17 protein-coding genes and 1 tRNA gene are annotated in these 17,399 nt (G+C 60.1%); 11 read left to right on the forward strand and 7 right to left on the reverse strand.

Annotated elements, in window-relative coordinates; translation table 11 throughout:
- Nucleotides 1–25: 25 nt before the first annotated feature.
- The 3 genes from KIT79_05330 to KIT79_05340 all read left to right on the forward strand — a co-directional run bounded on the left by KIT79_05330 (nt 26) and on the right by KIT79_05340 (nt 1,689).
- Entirely contained in the window at nt 26–469 is a 444-nt protein-coding gene (locus tag KIT79_05330) for an SRPBCC family protein (protein MCW5828719.1), read from the forward strand.
- Between the two features lie 9 nt (nt 470–478).
- Complete coding sequence (locus tag KIT79_05335; GenBank protein MCW5828720.1) at nt 479–1,156, forward strand: hypothetical protein; 678 nt, start codon at nt 479–481, stop codon at nt 1,154–1,156.
- A 125-nt stretch (nt 1,157–1,281) separates the two neighbouring features.
- A complete protein-coding gene (locus KIT79_05340; GenBank protein MCW5828721.1) occupies nt 1,282–1,689 on the forward strand; it encodes a PaaI family thioesterase in 408 nt (135 codons plus the stop codon).
- Between the two features lie 2 nt (nt 1,690–1,691).
- Here the strand turns inward: KIT79_05340 and KIT79_05345 are convergent, their stop codons facing one another.
- Both KIT79_05345 and KIT79_05350 read right to left on the reverse strand, forming a co-directional pair.
- Nucleotides 1,692–2,984, reverse strand: a complete 1,293-nt coding sequence (locus tag KIT79_05345) for a competence/damage-inducible protein A (protein ID MCW5828722.1) — start codon at nt 2,982–2,984, stop codon at nt 1,692–1,694.
- A 39-nt stretch (nt 2,985–3,023) separates the two neighbouring features.
- Complete coding sequence (locus tag KIT79_05350) at nt 3,024–3,512, reverse strand: phosphatidylglycerophosphatase A (protein ID MCW5828723.1); 489 nt, start codon at nt 3,510–3,512, stop codon at nt 3,024–3,026.
- 172 nt (nt 3,513–3,684) lie between these two features.
- Between KIT79_05350 and KIT79_05355 the strand changes: the two genes are divergently transcribed.
- The 6 genes from KIT79_05355 (at nt 3,685) to KIT79_05380 (ending at nt 8,788) form a co-directional block, all read left to right on the forward strand.
- A complete protein-coding gene (locus tag KIT79_05355) occupies nt 3,685–4,476 on the forward strand; it encodes an enoyl-CoA hydratase (GenBank protein ID MCW5828724.1) in 792 nt (263 codons plus the stop codon).
- Between the two features lie 33 nt (nt 4,477–4,509).
- Nucleotides 4,510–5,241 (forward strand): ribonuclease PH, encoded by a 732-nt coding sequence (gene rph, locus KIT79_05360; protein ID MCW5828725.1) that lies wholly within the window; start codon nt 4,510–4,512, stop codon nt 5,239–5,241.
- A 17-nt stretch (nt 5,242–5,258) separates the two neighbouring features.
- Complete coding sequence (gene rdgB / locus KIT79_05365) at nt 5,259–5,885, forward strand: RdgB/HAM1 family non-canonical purine NTP pyrophosphatase (protein MCW5828726.1); 627 nt, start codon at nt 5,259–5,261, stop codon at nt 5,883–5,885.
- A 73-nt stretch (nt 5,886–5,958) separates the two neighbouring features.
- Nucleotides 5,959–6,034, forward strand: a tRNA-Pro gene (locus KIT79_05370).
- Between the two features lie 132 nt (nt 6,035–6,166).
- Nucleotides 6,167–7,663 carry a hypothetical protein gene (locus KIT79_05375; GenBank protein MCW5828727.1) on the forward strand — a complete coding sequence of 499 codons (1,497 nt, stop codon included), beginning with the start codon at nt 6,167–6,169 and terminating at the stop codon, nt 7,661–7,663.
- Nucleotides 7,664–7,738: 75 nt separating this feature from the next.
- The gene (locus tag KIT79_05380) at nt 7,739–8,788 is read left to right on the forward strand and encodes an NADH:flavin oxidoreductase (GenBank protein ID MCW5828728.1); all 1,050 of its coding nucleotides are present in this window, start codon (nt 7,739–7,741) and stop codon (nt 8,786–8,788) included.
- A gap of 4 nt (nt 8,789–8,792) precedes the next feature.
- On the opposite strand, the gene pgsA is transcribed toward KIT79_05380, so the two are convergent.
- The 4 genes from pgsA to KIT79_05400 all read right to left on the reverse strand — a co-directional run bounded on the left by pgsA (nt 8,793) and on the right by KIT79_05400 (nt 12,543).
- Complete coding sequence (pgsA, locus tag KIT79_05385) at nt 8,793–9,401, reverse strand: CDP-diacylglycerol--glycerol-3-phosphate 3-phosphatidyltransferase (GenBank protein ID MCW5828729.1); 609 nt, start codon at nt 9,399–9,401, stop codon at nt 8,793–8,795.
- 33 nt (nt 9,402–9,434) lie between these two features.
- On the reverse strand, nt 9,435–10,823 hold the full coding sequence (locus tag KIT79_05390; protein ID MCW5828730.1) for a tetratricopeptide repeat protein: 1,389 nt from the start codon (nt 10,821–10,823) through the stop codon (nt 9,435–9,437).
- Nucleotides 10,824–10,825: 2 nt separating this feature from the next.
- Complete coding sequence (locus tag KIT79_05395) at nt 10,826–11,431, reverse strand: lytic transglycosylase domain-containing protein (GenBank protein ID MCW5828731.1); 606 nt, start codon at nt 11,429–11,431, stop codon at nt 10,826–10,828.
- 227 nt (nt 11,432–11,658) lie between these two features.
- A complete protein-coding gene (locus KIT79_05400) occupies nt 11,659–12,543 on the reverse strand; it encodes a ParA family protein (GenBank protein MCW5828732.1) in 885 nt (294 codons plus the stop codon).
- Between the two features lie 152 nt (nt 12,544–12,695).
- Here KIT79_05400 and KIT79_05405 point away from each other — a divergent pair, with 152 nt between their 5' ends.
- Nucleotides 12,696–13,931, forward strand: a complete 1,236-nt coding sequence (locus KIT79_05405) for a diguanylate cyclase (GenBank protein MCW5828733.1) — start codon at nt 12,696–12,698, stop codon at nt 13,929–13,931.
- Between the two features lie 28 nt (nt 13,932–13,959).
- Here the strand turns inward: KIT79_05405 and KIT79_05410 are convergent, their stop codons facing one another.
- Nucleotides 13,960–15,261, reverse strand: coding sequence for a ChaN family lipoprotein (locus tag KIT79_05410; protein MCW5828734.1), 1,302 nt, complete (start codon nt 15,259–15,261; stop codon nt 13,960–13,962).
- Nucleotides 15,262–15,486: 225 nt separating this feature from the next.
- Here KIT79_05410 and ftsH point away from each other — a divergent pair, with 225 nt between their 5' ends.
- Nucleotides 15,487–17,370, forward strand: coding sequence for an ATP-dependent zinc metalloprotease FtsH (ftsH, locus tag KIT79_05415; GenBank protein ID MCW5828735.1), 1,884 nt, complete (start codon nt 15,487–15,489; stop codon nt 17,368–17,370).
- Nucleotides 17,371–17,399 lie beyond the last annotated feature (29 nt).

Below are 17,399 nucleotides of genomic sequence, written 5' to 3' on the forward strand. Positions count from 1 at the left end.
GCATAAACGTCGGGGGGAAATGAATATGCTGGTCAAACACCAGATCGAGATAGACGCACCGGTCGAGACAGTGTGGAAGTTGTGGCAGGATCTTGAAGGCTGGCCGGTCTGGTATCCGGGCATGATCTCGGTCACGCGAAAGAAACCGGGCCCGGCGGGAATGGGCACCGTGTTCATCCAGAAAATGAAGATTGGCAGCCTTCAGGCCCCGGTGACGACCAGGCTGTGCGAGTTCAGTGAGCCAGCCTGTATTGCCTGGAAAGGCGGCGGACCGGGTCTGAAAGTGGTTCACCGGATCCTGCTGGACGACCTTGGTAGCCGGACGCGGGTCCGTAGCGAGGAGACCTGGGACGGCTTTCTGTCCCCTCTGGCGGCCCTTGTCCGCGAGATGATCGATGAGGTAACCATTAACTGTCTTGAGGGCTTGAAGGCGTACGCCGAACGTCTGACGGGAAAAGCAGCCGGTTAAATGGCTCAATTGGCCTTTGGTTTTCAGCAGGTACGGGTTGATGCCGGGCGGCTGGGTGACGCCTTGGGCACGCCGGTTGATCTGAACTGGACGGACAATACCTCCACAATGATTGCCATGCGCCGGCGGGACGGTGTGACCACGCTCCGTCTTCACCGCATGTTTGAAGAGGTGGAACCGCCCGTGTTCGACTCGCTGGTAGCATACTGCCGCCGCGGGCGAGGCAGGCATCCTGAACTGGCAGCCCATGTGGCACGCCATCGCCACAGGATTCGTCAGCGGGAACCCAAGCCACGACCGTCACTGGAAGCTGCGCGCGGCCGGTACTTCGATCTTGCCGGTATCCTGGCGTCGGTCCACGGACAGTATTTTCCGGAACTTCCTCCGGCGGCGATCTGCTGGGGCAGGGGGAGCCGCGGGAGGAGGCGTATCCAGCTTGCCGTATACGATCCGGGCGAACATCTGATCCGCGTCAACCCGCGTCTTGACAGGGCGGATGTCCCGTCAGTGGTCATGGAGTTCCTGGTCTACCACGAACTGTGTCATGCACGGCTGATCCGGGAGGCGAAAGCCGAAAACCGGTCGAATGGTCATCACCATGACCGGAGATTCCGCGAGATGGAGCGCCGGTTCCCGGCCTTTGCGGAAGTGATGGTGTGGGAGCGAGCTTGCGTCTCACGGCTCTGAAAGCCTTGAGGCAGTAACGAAAGGAGGGACCAGTAGTGGCCCTCACGGAACACCCAGAAAGTGAACGGTACTATATTCCCACAACCAGGGGTTGCTTTGCCTGCGGGACGGAAAATCAGTGCGGAATGCAGCTTCAGGTTTACCGGTGGAACCGGGACATGCATTTTTACTGTGATACTTCGCTGAAGTCTCACATGCGGGGCATGTCGAAGACCGCTCACGGTGGTATCGTGGCAACCCTGCTCGATGAGGTGGTCGGGATCACCGCCGCCCAGTCGTCAGACAAGAAGTGTGTCACGGTGGAATTGACCGTGAAGTTCAGGAAGCCGGTTTTTATCGAAAGCCTCGTACGTATCGAAGGCTGGGTGGACGATATCGGTGAGAAGATTGTCCGGGCCAGTGGCCGGATTATCAACCCCGATGGCGAGGAACTGGCTACCGTTTCGGGGAAGTTCTTCGCCCTTGATATGGAGAAGGCCCAGGCCTTCCTGAACCTCAAGGGGATGCAGAACACGGAGAAGCTCCGGGAGTAGTTCTATCCCCGTTCCTCCAACGGCAGGGCATCGGTACGGTTCCCGTCGACAGGCAGCCCTGTCAGGTGGCGGCGGAGCATGTCGAGGGCGGTCATGGCGGTGATCTGCCGGACCTGATGACGGCTGCCGGGAAAGTAGATTTTCCTCGCAAATGTGGAGGCCGGTGTCGCTAGCGCAACGAACACCGTTCCTACCGGCTTCTGAGGCGATCCGCCCGTGGGCCCCGCAATTCCGGTAGCCGAAAGCGCAAATCTTGAGCCAGAAAGTTTCCGCGCACCTTCGGCCATTGCCCGTGCGCAGGTTTCGCTCACGGCCCCATGCTCGGCGAGTATTGCCTCGCTGACGCCAAGCACATCCCGCTTTGCTGTATTGGTGTAGGTGACAAAGCTCCGGTCGAAGTAGGACGAAGATCCCGGAACCGATGTCAGCATCTCGCCGATCATGCCGCCTGTACAGCTTTCAGCAAGTGATATGGTCCCCTTCTCCATTTTCAGCAGTTCTCCAACGGTTTCTTCCATTGAAGGCCCGTCAGAGAAAATACTGGGACCAAGCCGCTTGAACACTTCCCTGGATGCGGACTTGAGAAGCTGCCGGGCGGCTTCGGCATCTTTCCCCTGGACAGTGAGCTTTACCTGGATTTCGGGGAAGTGGGCGCGAAAGCCGAGCTTTACGCCGGGGAACTGTGCTTCCAGTCTTGAAAGCAGTTCGTCCACTTTCGACTCGGGAAGCCCATGGGTTCGGAGAACCCGGACCTGGAATATGCTGGGCTCCGGCCGGAGTTTCTCGATTCGCGGGGCGACCTGTTCGGAAAACATCTTCTTCATCTCGGAAGGGACGCCTGGCATGAAGAAGAAAACCGCCCGTCCTAGCTTCATCGTAAACCCCGGCGCGGTCCCGACCGGGTTCGGCAGCACCTCAGACAGTTCGGGAAGCAGGGCTTGCTTGCGATTGTTCTCCGGCATCGGGCGGCCACGGGCCTGCCAGAGCATCTGCATCCGCTGCAGGGCCGGTTCATCCAGCTTCAGGCCGCAACCGGCTACCTTCGCGGCGATTTCGGTTGTCAGGTCATCCACTGTGGGGCCAAGCCCGCCGGTGCAGGCGACGATATCAGCCCGTCCTCCAAGTTCGCGGAAGGCGGCTTCAAGCCGTTCCCGGTCGTCGCCGACGGTAGTATGCCGGGTAACGACGAAACCGAGCGTCCCCAGCTGATCGGCGAGCCAGGTGGCGTTGGTGTCGGTAATCTGGCCGGTGAGCACTTCGTCGCCAGTGGACAGGATTTCACAGGTGAGACTCATGGATGCCTCCACAGGCGGATCAGGGAATGGAGCCGGGTCTTAGCCCCAGAACCAGGCTGGCAGGTGCCCGCTGCGGGAAAGATAGCCAAGGATATGCATGCACACCAAAGTCCAGATGCCAGCCATGAAGTCATCCAGAACGACGGGGTGGGCGCCCTCGTGCTTGCGGTCGAAGATCCGGCATGGCCAGGGCTTGGCGATATCGAAGATCCGGAACAGGACGATACCGGTTATCAATGTATATGGGGTTACCGGCACCAGCATCATGCCCGTCAGAAATCCCACGAGCTCATCAATCACGATGTCAGTGGAATCGTGTGTCTGGAATAGCGGATCACATACACTGATTGCCCAGACTCCGGCGAAATAGAACCCCGCCAGCGTTACGGCATAGAGCAGCGGGGGCATCAGGCCGAATCCGAAATACCATAATGGGGCGGTAGCCAACGTTCCCCATGTACCAGGAGCGCCCGGGAGATGCCCCACATAACCCATCGTTCCGATAAAATGGGCGATGTGATCGGCCACAGAGCCGTGCTGAATGGGTCTGACCGGTTTCCGGTTTGGCATCCTGACCGGGTGCGATAGCACGGGCGCGAGGGTTATCCCAACGGCGCAATTGCACTTTGCTGGCGGAATATGGTTAGGTCTCCGGCAGCCGGGGCATTTGACGTAATCCGGCCGGGGAGATTCCAGGAGTATGTCCACACCGCTGATACAGGTGGAGCGGTCCCCATCCGGGGTAGTGACGCTGGCGCTGAACCGCCCCAATGCGCTGAATGCCATGACCGCCGAACTGGGCGATGCCCTGATCCATAAGATATCTGACGTTAAAAGCGATCCTGACGTCCGTGCGGTAGTGCTGACAGGTGTCGGCAAGGCCTTTTCAGCCGGTGGCGACCTCAAGATGATTGAGGAGAACGGAAACCAGCCCATCCTCGAAAACCGCACCTATATGAAAGAGTTCTACAGGCGGTACCTCACGATCCGCGAGATACCGGTTCCGGTGATTGCTGCTTTTAACGGGGCGGCCATTGGTGCGGGGCTGTGTATCGGACTCGCTTGTGATATCCGTCTTGCGTCGGATGACGCGAAGCTGGCCCTCAACTTCGTGAAGCTGGGGCTTCATCCGGGTATGGGAGCGACATGGCTGCTCCCGCGGCTTGTCGGTCCGCAGGCAGCCGCCGACCTGCTGCTGACCGGCCGCACCCTTACCGCCGAAGAAGCACTCCGGATCGGCCTTGTTCACCGGGTGGTCCCGAAGGACCATATTCTGCTCGAAGCGGTCAAGCTGGCAGAAGAAATCGCCCATCAGGCGCCAGTGGCGGTCAGGCTGACGAAGAAAGCGCTTCAGCATTCGGAGGGGAACTCGCTGGACGAACAGCTCGATTTCGAGGCGATCCAGCAGGCGGTGACCTTCGCCACGGAGGATTTCCGCGAGGGGATATCCGCAGTGAAAGACAAGCGTATTCCGAAATTCCACGGCAAATAGCCGGCGACTCTTGCCGCAGAAAGTGACCTCCTGATGACTACTCGAAGTGACGGCAGGGCTCCAGCCGATCTCCGTCCGGCGAAGATACAGAGGAACTTCATCGTTCATGCGCCCGGAAGCTGCCTGATCGAGATGGGTCTCACCCGCGTGATCTGCACGGCCACGGTCGAAAGCTCCGTGCCACGGTTCCTGCTGGGGAAGGGCGAAGGCTGGGTCACGGCCGAATACGGGATGCTGCCGGGCTCCACCCATACGCGCACCGACCGGGAGGCGGCCAAGGGCAAGCAGTCCGGCCGGACCATGGAGATCCAGCGGCTCATCGGCCGGGCGCTCAGGGCGGTAACCGATTTTGGCAAGCTCGGCGAGCGGTCGATCCGGATTGATTGCGACGTGATCCAGGCAGATGGCGGAACGCGTTGTGCATCGATAACTGGCGCCTGGGTGGCACTTCACGATGCCATCGTGCACCTGCATGAACGGAACCCGGGGATGCCACCTGTGTCTGAAATCCTGACCGGCCATGTGTCTGCCGTCAGTGTCGGGATGCTGGTTGGAACGGCGATTCTGGATCTCTGCTACACGGAGGATTCTACGGCCGAAGTGGACATGAATGTGATCGCCACAGGGGCAGGCAAGCTGGTCGAGGTCCAGGGTACGGCCGAGCGCGGGGTGTTCAGCCGCGAGGAACTCGACAAGCTGCTGGATCTTGGTCTCAAGGGTTGCGCCGAACTCGTCAGTCTTCAGAGGAAAGCCATCGAGGGTTGATGTTGAAGGCTCCGCCGATGCCGCGAAAACTGCTCGTTGCGACCACAAACCCCGGCAAGATCCGGGAGCTGAGGGACCTTCTCGCGCCGCTTGGCCTTTCGGTCGTATCATTCGCTGATGAAGGTATGTCGCCACTGCCTCCGGTTGAGGAGACCGAGCAGTCGTTTGAAGGCAATGCCCGGCTCAAGGCGGTCGCGTACGCCGACTTCTATAAACTTCCGGCGCTTGCCGATGATTCCGGACTGACGGTGGATTTTCTGGGCGGCGCACCCGGCGTGCAGAGTGCACGGTATGCCGGTCCAGAAGCGAACGATGCGAGCAATGTCCGCAAGCTACTTTCTGAGCTAGGTTCAGTATCTGAAAGTGAACGAAAAGCCGGATTTGTGTGCGTTTTATGTCTAGCCTTGCCCAGTGGACAGCAGTGGCACTTCCGTGGCGAGTGCCGGGGCAAAATCGCACCGGGGCCGGTGGGAGAGGGCGGATTTGGCTACGACCCCGTATTCATCAGCGATGAACTACCCGGGCGCACATTCGCCCAAATCACGCCGGAGGAAAAGGCGTCAGTAAGCCATCGGGGACGGGCGGTGCGGGAACTGGTCAGGCGACTGGAAACCGGGCTGCTGGACGAAATCTTTGCCGGATGAATCCAATTGATACTATAGCCTTATGGCCATTCCCTAGCCCTTAAAGGGGCCTTGTGGTAATCGGCAGCCGAACCGGGGTGTAGCGCAGTTGGTAGCGCATCTGCTTTGGGAGCAGAGGGTCGGAGGTTCGAATCCTCTCACCCCGACCAGTCCGCTCTGGACTTAAGGCAGAAGGCCAATCTGCCGGGGAAAGGGAAACCTTCCAAGTGCAGCGAATTGTCCGGAACCGCCCACGAAATCCGGGGTTGGCTCATTCCATACTTATCATCCTGCCGGTCGTCATGACGCTGGCGGTCCTTCTGACTGCATCCGGTGACGCCGGGGCCCAGCCCGCACGGAAAAAGAACACGGCGGTGACGCCTGCTCCGGCGGAAACCGGCGGCAAACCGGAACCGGTACCGGCTGAGACCGTGCCGCCGTTCACCCGGTTTTACGAGCCGGTTATCCTGAACGGAAAAACCCTGCCGGGTTTCATGGGGAAAAGCATCCGCAGTTTTCGGGTAGGCGTGGCGGCAGGCGATGGCGTCTCGCTGAAACCGATTCCGTTTCAGGTGGATGAGCGTAACGAACGTAATGGTGCCTTTGTCTACTCGCTGGGACCCGGCGCTGATTTTCGTGACGAGACACCAGGGATATTCGACGAAAACGATGAAATCGTGTTCCTGGCCCGTGATGCGGGGTCGCGCCTTTCGGCCGGGGCCCGCGAGAATCTGGGAGCCGGTGTCATTGAGGCGACCTTGATCGACCAGCGAAACGGGTCACGGATGTGGGCCTATCTGTTCCCGCATTCCGATATGCTCCCGCTCTCGGACATAAAGCGTGTGAAGCTGGATGACCCGGACGAGGGCCTTCGCGTCACTGCCGAGGGATACGGTTTCCGTCTGGCCCGGGACTGCCAGCTTACGTTCGACTATCTCGCAGTGAGGGACGGCGCGATCCCGGAAGTGAATATCATGGACCGGCTGAAAGTCCGCGGATGGGTGAAGCTGTTCGGGCTTATCAGCATCAAGACCAATGAATGTGACTGGACGAGCAGGTACCATGCTGCTGTGGATGGTCCGGTGCGTGTTATCCGGAGGACCAAAAATAGCTATACGATCACGGTCGTTCCGACGGTCCGGTTTGATACCGAACTGGTGTTCTACCCTCATCATTTCGAGGTGGCGATTACCGGACGCCTTCCGTTCGACCTGCGCCGGGTTGCCCCCAGCGGGGGATTTGGTGTTTATGTGGATTACAATGATGCGGTGAAAGGAGCTCAGTTCTATACGGGCGCCTATACGGAGGGAGTTACCTTCGACGGCACGCCCAAAACCGAGCCCACCCCGGAAGTCCTAGGCCGGGTTCCCTACGTCTGGAGCGCACTCTACGGTGTCGGTCCGGGCCGGAATCTCGGATGGTTCTCCCGTGTTGTTCCGGGTTTCAATGTCCCGACGAAATACGCGCCGCAGATCAATGATGACGACCGCGCCGCAAACCCGCCGGAAAGCTATCCCGGAGTGCACGAGATCGGGTTCAAGGTAGATTCATTGGATGAAATGCAGGGCGGCCGGTTCGCTATCTCTTCGGTGCTCTACAGGACGAAGGATTGGAGCCCCGCGGATGTCCAGTCGCTTCTCGATGTGGTGGATAAGCCTCTCTTGGTCGAACTGTCCCCGGCCGACGGTGTTAGTGTACCGGTGACCCGCTTTACCCTGTCCACTCGTCCCAATGAACCGCCGCTTCCGGCCGAGGCGGATGGCACGGACGGAACTCCCGCAGGCAAGGGCAGCAAGTAAGACCACCCGAAAGAAGCCGTCGGCCTGTAGCGGCCTCCCTTTCCCTCACAGCTGATCCCGGCTAAACCTGCCGCCATGGCAGACATTTTCGATAGCTTTGAACTGAAACATCTCAAGCTCCCCAACCGTGTCGTTGTGGCGCCGATGACCCGGATGCAGTGCGGGACCGAAGGCATTCCCACGGACGCCGTGATTGCGTACTACCGGCGCTTTGCCGAAGGCGGGGCGGGGCTCATTATCACCGAAGGTGTCTATACCGACACTACGGCGTCGAAAGGCTATTTTGGCGAGCCAGGCATTGTGAATGGCGCACAGGAAGCCGGCTGGAAGAAGGTCGCCGACGCAGTCCACAGTGCTGGCGGTCTTGTGGGCATGCAGCTATTCCACACCGGGCGCTGCTCGCACTCAAAGATCATCGGCCGGACTCCACTCGCGCCATCGGCGGTTCCCGCCAAAGGGATGCATGCGTCGGCTGGAGGGCCGATGGAAATGCCCGAGGCCATGACCGAGGCGCAGATCGAGGAATCATTGCAAGGGTTCACCGATTCATCCCGGAAGGCCAAGGCTTCCGGGATGGACTGCGTGGAGATTCATGGCGCCCACGGATATCTCATCCACCAGTTCTATTATTCCGATTCCAACACACGCACCGACCGTTGGGGTGGCATGATCGAAAACCGGATCAGGTTTCCTGTGGAACTCGTCCGCCGGGTCCGCGCGGCCGTAGGGCCGGACTATCCGGTCCTTTACCGCTTCAGTGAATTCCGCGTGGATGATCTCAAGTATTCCCATCCCGAAACGCTCGATATATTCCGGGCCCTTGTTCCTGCGCTGGAAAAGGCCGGTGTGGACGTGTTTCACGTCTCGACCTACGACGCGTTCAAGCCTTTTCATGATACGGGCAAGCCGTTGCTTGCCCATGTGCGGGAGATGACGAAGAAGCCGCTTGTTGGCGTGGGCAAGCTCGGTGAAGACCCCGCGCGCGCCCGTGAACTGGTCCGGTCGGGCCTGGCGGAACTGGCTGCACTCGGGAAGCCGATGCTCGCCAATGCCGACTGGGCGAACCGGGTTCGCACTGGCCAGCCATTGACTCCATTCGAGCCGATGATGATGGCCCGGCTTTAGAAAATCACTTCGCTTGCCGGTCAGCCTGGATGAAGGCAACAAAATACCGGACACCGCTGTAGAATGTGAACACCGTGGCGATATACAGGAATACCAGGCCGATGGCGTGGAAATTCACGTCTGGAACGGGCAGGGGGGACTCATCACCCCACAGTTCGCTAAGCCTGTAGTGCAGCAGCAGGAAACTGACGGCGGCAAACTGGTAAACGGTTTTTGACCGCCCACTCGTGGTTGAGTTGATCCGCATGCCTCGCTCGGCAGCGATAGCCCGCAAGCCTGTCACGGCAATTTCCCGGAACATGAGCAGCGACACAACCCAGGCTGGGGCCCACCCGTGGGGGATGAGTGCAACCAGTGGACAGAGAATGATGATTTTATCCGCCAGTGGGTCCAGAAATTCCCCCAGCGGTGTAATCAGATTGTATTTGCGGGCGATATAACCATCGAGCCAGTCGGTCGCGAAGGCAGCCATGAACAGGACGGTTGCTGCAAGGGCTTCTCCCGTCGTAGGTGGCGCGAGCGACAGCGGATTAAGGAGTGCGACGACGACTGGAACCAGTGCAAGCCGCAGGACGGTCAGGGTATTGGGAAGGTTCAGGTTTTTGGACGCCATCTCCGCTCCGGTGGAGGAGCCTAGACGTCCGGATCAGGCTGAGCCAACAAAAAGACTGCCCTCACCCTGCATCTGGAGCAGTTGCGTCCCGGAGGGGAAGATTCCGTCCTCTCCCACCACCTGCATGCGCGGGGCAATCCGGCCTTTCCAGCCAAGAAGCCGGTCGGCCCGGACTTCCAGGGACTGCTCGCCCACAATATCCACAACGGTCATGGGACCTTCGATCCGGAGCACGATTTCGCCCCGGCCAGTGAAGTTGACCAGGTGGACACCCTCCAGATCGCCTGTCGTGATTCGGCCATTTTCCCATCCAAGCGAGGTGGTGAAGGCAAAAAGCACCCGCTCGTTAAGAAAAATCTTGTCGCCATCCAGCACAATCCGGTGGAACTGCTCCCGGCCGGAACTCCAGACGGCTTCGCCAGTGCCTTCCAGGCGGTGTACAGGACGTGAAGCCTCGCCGAACAGGACGTTCGTCTTGCGGCCCTTGAACTTCTTGTAAAGCGGCTCGGAAGCAGAAATGCCGCCCCTGACAATGGCGAGTCCGCTCAGCTTGGCGCAAATCCTGGTTTCGAGCCGGGCTGTGAGCAGGCCAGGTCCGGTGAGAATAAAGGCACTGTTGCCGGTGGCGGGAATTTGCGTTCGGGGGTTTTCGCCCCGGGAGTAGGTTGCTGCCGGAACCGGCGTGCCTGATTGCATGGTGGCAGTCGTGGGTGAACCGTTACCACCGCGTTGCCCAAGCTTGAGGATATTCCGGCGGCGCTCGGCGTCAGCGTCTTCCGCAGTATCTGGAGCCTCGGGAGCAGTCTCTGCCGAGGCGGGTACGGATTTTACTGGCGGGGTGCTGTCTACCCCGGCGGCCTTCAGTTCGTTATTGACCATCACCTCCACATCGGAAGCATTTTGTCCGGGGTGACGGTGTTTTTCGAGCATCTCCTCCATCTGCTTGGCCATCCGGGCCGATCCCGACTGCCGGAAGGCATCCAGCGCACGGGCATATTCACCCCGCCTGGAATAGATGAGACCGAGATAGTTCTGGACCTTGGCCGTGTCGCCGCCCAGTTCGATGGCCCTCTCGAAATTGGCCTCGGCGCTGTCAAGCTGGCCGAGCTTGAGTTCGACAATCCCCAGGTTCACATGCAGCGTGGCCTGCCCTGGTGTCACTTCGATCAGCCGGGAGTAGGCGTTTGCCGAAGGCTGGAAATCATCCAGCTTGAAACTCGCCAGTGCGAGCCCCGCAAGGGCCTCCGGATGATCAGGCTTGAGGGCAATGGCATCGGCAAAGGCCTCGCGGGCCTCACGAACCTCGCCCTTTTCAAGCAGCTCCTGACCCTTGAAAAGACAGTGGTAAAACCCGCCGCTCACGGAGGTGTGTTCGCTTCGTTCCTTTGTTTCGCCGGTGTCGGTGGCCGGTTCCAATGCCATCCTCAGGGATCAAAAGATGCGGGACTGGTAAGGGAAGACTGTTCGGTTTCAGGCCGGAGTACCGAGGCCCAGAGCCGCTGCTGGCGATATGCCTCATGAAGCATCATCACGCGCTTTACATAAGTCCGGGTTTCCTCAAAAGGAGGAATGCCACGGTATTTGGTGACGTTGTGCGGTCCCGCATTATATGCCGCGACTGCCAGCTTCACGTTGTTTTGGAACTGGTCGAGCATCATGGCCAGGTATTTTGTGCCGCCCCGGACATTGTGCTCGGGGTCAAAAGCGTCGTTGACGCCCACATCGCCCGCCGTGCCCGGCATGAGCTGCATCAGGCCCATTGCCCCGGCACGGGAAACAGCCAGATGGTTGTAGTCGCTCTCGGCGTGGATAACGGCGCGAACGAGATCCGGGTCAACCCCGAACTCGTTGCTGTATTTGGCGATCCAGCGATTGAGCTGGTCGTGGTCAATATCGTTCTTGGCGATCCGCGAGCGGACAGTCGTGCCGGTCTGCTGGGCCGCCTTTTGGGGCTCAGGAGCCACTTCCAGCCTGCCAGGGGCCTTGCGCTGGTAATTGTCGTTCTTCTTGCGGTCGCTGAAATGGATCACGCCACGGGCATCCCGCCACATGTAGACGTCCGCCCGCGCATCACGCGTCAGCCCCGCAATCGCGGCCATCGTCAGCACGGCGCCCAGCACCAGAAAACGTTGTGATAACAAGCAGTTCATAGTCACCAATGAGGCGTGGGTACAGAATACCCCTACAGTATAGGAACCAACTTGTTGAAATGACAAGGGGAAACGGAAAACCCCCGTGACGGGGGTCACAAGGGTATTTAGTTCTTCTCCCCCTCCGTCGCACGGGCCAGGAACTCCGCCGCCAGGGCCCGGTAGTTGTGGGCACTGGTGGAGCCGGCGTCGTAGTCAAAGATGACTTTCCCCTGCATCTGGGCCTTCTGGATCGCGGTATTTGTGGAAATTTCCGCATCAAAGAGCAGTTCGGCGAAGGCCGATTCGAGATTTTTCCGCAGGGTCTCGTTCAGCGACTTGTTGCGTTTGTCTACCTTGGTCAGCAGGACGCCCCAGATTTCGAGTTCCGGATTCAGGTGCTCGCAGATATGTCCCACCGTATCCAGCAAGTCGTGCACTCCCTCCATCGAGAGGATGGAAAGATCCGTTGGCACGACGAGCCCGTGTGCGGCGGTGAGCGCATTGACGGTCAGGGTTCCCAGGTGTGGCGGGCAATCAATCAGGATGTAGTCATACGGGTCGGGAATGGCCCGCACGGCGTTTTTCAGGAGAAATTCCTTGCCGAACTTTCCGGCGATGGCATTTTCCACGTCGCCCAGCTTCCTGTCAGCAGGAATCACGTCAAGCCCTTGGACACTGGTCGGGCGGCGGAGCCTGAGTAAATCCGCCGTCGTCCCCCGGTTCAGGAAGAAGTCCGAAAATGCGCCCGTGCCATCCCCCACCTGGCGTTTCATGGATGATGCCACATGCCCCTGTGGGTCCATATCGATAAGCAGCACCCGCTTTTCATGGTACCGGCAGAGTGATGCTGCCAGCTGGACCGCCGTGGTTGTTTTGCCGACGCCGCCTTTCTGGGCGGTAAACGCGGCTATCTGGCCCCGGAAACGGGCAGTTTCGCGGACCGGCGAGCGTTCGGGTTGAATGATAAGGCGGCGGAGTGTTCGGGCGAAGCGTGAGGTCGGGCCAGCCATGACTGCTGGTTCTCCTTGGCAGAAGATGCCCCCACGCTGGCTATGACCATACCGCCCGCCGGGCCCGGACACAAGGGGAAAGAGGGAGCCGGGCTGCTGTTCCAATCGGGCAGTGTCCACGTTAAACTGGCAGGACCAGTTCCAGTGCGCCTGTGCTTGGGTTCGGTTACCGGAGGGATATCGTGTCGGCGCAGGACAGTCAGTTGCGAGATACCGTCAGGCGGTTCCTCAGGTTTGTCGGCCATCCACCGAAATGGAATGGCGTTGACAAATGCCTGGCGGCGGGGATGGTCATCACTCCGTTGATGGTGATGAGCTACCTGCTGCATCTCTACTTTGTCAGTAACCCCGGCCTGGCGCCCTATTACAACCAGGATTTCATGCCGGCTTACCTGCGGATGCATGAAGTGACGATCGGCGGCTGGATTGCCATTGGCATCGCCGGTCTCGTTATCCGCAGACGGTCCAGGGACAACAAGATCTATACCTACGCAGCCAGCCAGTTCGCCTGCATCAGCAGCGCGATCTTTCTGTACGCGCCCGGTTACTTCACGACATTGTATCTGCTGGGAGTCCTGGGGGGCGGGATGATGCTGCTTCTGTTCTTCGACCAGAACCAGGCGCTCTGGGGGATTGCGACGCTTGCAGTCATTTATGTCGTGATCAGTGCCGGGATATTTGCCGGGGTCATTCCGGCGGCGCCACTGGTGGCGTACGTTCCGATCGACGGAGATGGCCGACTGTCGCCGGTCTACACGGCAGTAAACGCCACCTCGGGTTTTGCCCTGATGACGCTGATGCTTGGGGCCATGGCTGCGACGATTTTCCAGTGGCGGGAGCGTGAGGCGAAGATCGAGAGCATGTCGAAAACCGATCCGCTCACCGGCCTCGCCAACCGGCGGCATTTCTTCAATACGCTCCAGAACGAGGTCGCGAGGTCACTCCGCACCGGCCGTCCGCTTTCGTTCGTCATCTGCGACACGGACAAGTTCAAGGCGATCAATGACACATATGGCCATCAGGCGGGCGACGAGGTGCTGAAAACGATAGCCGATGTTATGCGGGCCAATCTCAGGATGGGGCTTGATACGGTGGGCAGGATCGGTGGAGACGAGTTTGCCATCGTCATGACGGATACGAACCTCGATGGTGCCCGGACACTGGCCAACCGGATCGCCGAAGCGGTCCGGCGCCAGCTGTTTGGCCGGAATGGGGTCCACTACTCGACTTCACTCAGTATCGGCGTGGTGGGCCGTCACGATGAACCGGTGGACGTGAACATGCTGGTCGAAGTTGCCGACACGCTGCTCTACCAGGCAAAGCGTGAAGGACGGGACCGGGTTGCGGCGGGGGCGTTGGCCGAATTCAGCAACCGCGCCGAAGCCTGATTCAGCGGAATGACCGAGGAAGGGCTTCTCAGGCAGTCGCTGTTTCTTCGAGACGGCGGAGCAGGGCCGTTTCGGTTTCACGGGCGTAGCCTGAACCAAGAAAGAGATTCCTGAGAAGTATCTGGCGGGATGTGCCGAAAGCCATTGCCCGGTCAATCGAGAGCGCAAGGATACGGGCCCGGTTTGGGGCATCGGCAGTAGCCAGGCCAAACCGCCACGGATTGATCCACAACCCTGCCAGGCAGGCTGCCGCGTCCTCGCGGACAAGGAGAGCCGGATCGCCCGCGGGTTTTACAGGCCGGAGCTTCCGGCCACCGGAAAACCGTACGATGACCCGGGCGGCGAGTGCGGCCAGATCATCCAGTTCGGCGGTTTCGCTGCATTCGACCGCCTGGCTTTCGTTTCCATATGGATGAATCCTGAATGCCTTGCCGGTGTCCGGTTGTATATGGATGTCATCCAGCATCGGGCGCACATCAATATGGGCCATCTCGCCCACACGCTTGGCGGCATAGCGGAACGCCCGTTCCCAGTTCTCGCACCGGTCGGAGTGTTCAGCGCCGAGTATGTGATAAGCAAAGGTCGATTGCGGGACCAGCGGATGTGCAGCCGGACGCACGAAACGGCTGTTACCCAGCTTGTACCACTCGCCCGCCTCGCCGGCGCGGTCCAGCCGCCAGAGCAGTGGTTCTGGCGACTGGTGCAGGACCAGGGGCTCCCGACCGGTCCACTTGCGCAGGTTCCGCGGCAAATGCCCCGGGGCCGTGTGGTGTTCGCCCATGAGGACAAACACCTTCCGTCCGGGCTGACGCCGGAGCTGGCCGCCGATGGCGATGGCGGCGGCCTCGTCACGGCCGGGGAGCGATCCGCCGGGCTGGTCAATGCCGCATACAGGAACCCGCCGCTCACGCGCCCATCTGAGCAGTTGAGCGTAGTGATCCCACAGCGCTTCGCCCCAGGTACGGTCGAACCGGCTCGCCGCACGGAGAGCCGGCAGGTCTTTCCGGCCGTCGAGATAGGCTCTGATATCTGCATCGTGACGGGGGGAAAAGATTTCCAGTGCAAGCACAAGCGGCGTTCCCCGTCGCCAGAGAGCCTCAGCGATCGCGGCGGCACTGGCCGTTGTCCGGGGCAGGGTATGAAAATCTCCAATTACCGTCACTGGGTGGGCGGCGGCACTGGCCAGGAATTCGCCAAGCGAAGCGGGCAATGGTTCGATTCCGTGCAGCGACCGCCGGTAACGGCGCGCGTAGGAATCGATCTGCCCGGACGGGTCGGCTACCCGGGGTGCGATAAGGGCCTGATTGTTGCGAAAAAGGCGCAAGCGCATCGGCCGGGCCCACGCACCGGGGGCCGTGGCAACTGAAAAATCAGACTGCTGGCAGGGAAGCCCCATAGCCACACGTCACCTTAAAGCCAGTTTAGAAGATTTCCCTAAGCGGTGCGATACATAAGTGCATGGATTGTCCCTGTGCCGGACAGGTGTTACTTTGTTCCGTTCAGGTCCGCTTGCCGCGGGCGGAGGTCGGTTTTGAACCAGTTTCTGAAAAATCTCATGCTGTGGGTGCTAATCGGCGTCCTCATGCTGTTTGTCATCGTGTATTTTCAGAGGGGGCGCCAGCAGTCAGATACGATCCCGTACAGCCAGTTCATGACCGAGGTGCAGACCGGCAATATCGATTCGGTCGAGATCAAAGGCCCGGTGATCACGGGCCGGATGAAGGACGGCAAGGCATTTGACACCTACGGGCCTACGTCGGACTTTCGTGTGTCGGAACTGCTCGCCCAGCATGGCGTCAACACGCGGTATGTGGAGGATGGCCAGTCGCCGCTCCTGCAGATACTGATACAAGGGCTTCCGCTGCTCCTGCTGATCGCCATCATGATATTTTTCATGCGCCAGATGTCAGCCAGTGGCGGCAAGGCGATGAGTTTCGGCAAGTCCAAGGCCCGGATGCTCTCGGACAACCAGAACCGGCTCACCTTCTCCGACGTGGCGGGCTGCGATGAAGCCAAGGAAGAGCTTGAGGAAATCATAGCGTTCCTCAAGGATCCCAAGAAGTTCACCAAGCTGTCTGGCCGTATTCCCAAGGGCGTCCTGCTCATGGGGCCCCCCGGCACCGGCAAGACGCTGCTCGCCAAGGCGGTGGCAGGCGAGGCCGGTGTGCCGTTTTTCTCCATCTCGGGTTCCGACTTTGTGGAGATGTTCGTTGGCGTCGGCGCTTCCCGGGTACGCGACCTCTTCGCCCAGGGAAAGAAGAACGCCCCGTGCATCATCTTCATTGATGAAATCGATGCGGTGGGCCGGTATCGCGGTGCTGGCTTTGGCGGAGGCAATGACGAGCGCGAGCAGACGCTGAACATGCTGCTGGTCGAAATGGACGGCTTCGAGTCGAACGAGGGGGTCATCATCATCGCCGCCACCAACCGGCCGGACGTTCTGGACCCGGCGTTGCTCAGGGCCGGACGGTTCGACCGACGTGTGGTGGTTTCGCGGCCGGACGTGAAGGGCCGCGAGGAGATACTCCGGGTCCACACGAAGAAAGTTCCGATTGGCAAGGACGTCGATCTCTCGGTGATCGCCCGCGGAACGCCTGGCTATGTCGGGGCGGACCTCGAGAATCTCGTGAACGAGGCGGCCCTGCTGGCTGCACGGCGCAACAAGGATGCCGTGTATATGGAAGACCTCGAGGAGGCCAAGGACAAGGTCCTGATGGGCCGCGAGCGCAAGAGCGCGCTTATTAGTGAAAAGGACAAGCGTGTCACCGCCTATCACGAGGCCGGACATGCCCTGGTCGCCCTCCGGATCGAAGGCTCTGATCCTGTTCACAAGGTGACCATCATTCCCCGCGGAATGGCGCTGGGGCTGACGATGCAGCTTCCCGAGGAAGACCGTCTCAACTACAACAAGGAACATCTGGAAGGCGATCTGGCCATCCTGATGGGCGGCCGCCTGGCCGAGCAGATCGTGCTCAAGAACATCACGACCGGGGCCAGCAATGATCTGGAAAGGGCCACAGCGCTAGCCCGCAAGATGGTCTGCGAGTGGGGCATGTCCGACCGGCTGGGGCCGGTCACCTACGGGCACTCCGACGATCCGCCCTTCATGGGACTGGAGATGCAGAGGCGCCAGAACTACTCCGAGGCGACCGCAATCGAGATCGACAATGAGGTGCGTGGCATCATCCAGCGGGCCTATGACCGTGCCAAGACCATCCTCGAGGAAAATATCGACGTCCTGCACCGCATGGCGAACTATCTGATCGAACGCGAAACCCTTGACATGAAAGAGGTCAAGGCAATCGCCGCCGGCGAGGAACTGCCTCCGATGGTCCGGGCCGGGTCGAAGCCGGAGCAAAAGGCCGGCACTGCCGCACCAGCCGAACCGGAAGCCCCTGCGGTTCCCGGAATCGCTGTTCCTGACCCAGTCGCAACGTGACTCCTCCACTGTGGCGCACCCGTATCCGG

This window comes from Deltaproteobacteria bacterium (assembly GCA_026129095.1).
Lineage (GTDB): Bacteria > JAGRBM01 > JAGRBM01 > JAGRBM01 > JAHCIT01 > JAHCIT01.

Bases quoted from the DNA above. Each gene is read 5' to 3' on its own strand.
- KIT79_05380 (MCW5828728.1), top strand. From the start codon at position 7,739: ATGGCAGACATTTTCGATAGCTTTGAACTGAAACATCTCAAGCTCCCC.
- ftsH (MCW5828735.1), top strand. From the start codon at position 15,487: ATGCTGTGGGTGCTAATCGGCGTCCTCATGCTGTTTGTCATCGTGTAT.
- KIT79_05390 (MCW5828730.1), bottom strand. From the start codon at position 10,823: ATGGCATTGGAACCGGCCACCGACACCGGCGAAACAAAGGAACGAAGC.
- pgsA (MCW5828729.1), bottom strand. From the start codon at position 9,401: ATGGCGTCCAAAAACCTGAACCTTCCCAATACCCTGACCGTCCTGCGG.
- KIT79_05355 (MCW5828724.1), top strand. From the start codon at position 3,685: ATGTCCACACCGCTGATACAGGTGGAGCGGTCCCCATCCGGGGTAGTG.
- KIT79_05375 (MCW5828727.1), top strand. From the start codon at position 6,167: ATGACGCTGGCGGTCCTTCTGACTGCATCCGGTGACGCCGGGGCCCAG.
- KIT79_05345 (MCW5828722.1), bottom strand. From the start codon at position 2,984: ATGAGTCTCACCTGTGAAATCCTGTCCACTGGCGACGAAGTGCTCACC.
- KIT79_05330 (MCW5828719.1), top strand. From the start codon at position 26: ATGCTGGTCAAACACCAGATCGAGATAGACGCACCGGTCGAGACAGTG.
- KIT79_05340 (MCW5828721.1), top strand. From the start codon at position 1,282: ATGCAGCTTCAGGTTTACCGGTGGAACCGGGACATGCATTTTTACTGT.
- KIT79_05400 (MCW5828732.1), bottom strand. From the start codon at position 12,543: ATGGCTGGCCCGACCTCACGCTTCGCCCGAACACTCCGCCGCCTTATC.
- KIT79_05410 (MCW5828734.1), bottom strand. From the start codon at position 15,261: ATGCGCTTGCGCCTTTTTCGCAACAATCAGGCCCTTATCGCACCCCGG.
- rdgB (MCW5828726.1), top strand. From the start codon at position 5,259: ATGCCGCGAAAACTGCTCGTTGCGACCACAAACCCCGGCAAGATCCGG.
- rph (MCW5828725.1), top strand. From the start codon at position 4,510: ATGACTACTCGAAGTGACGGCAGGGCTCCAGCCGATCTCCGTCCGGCG.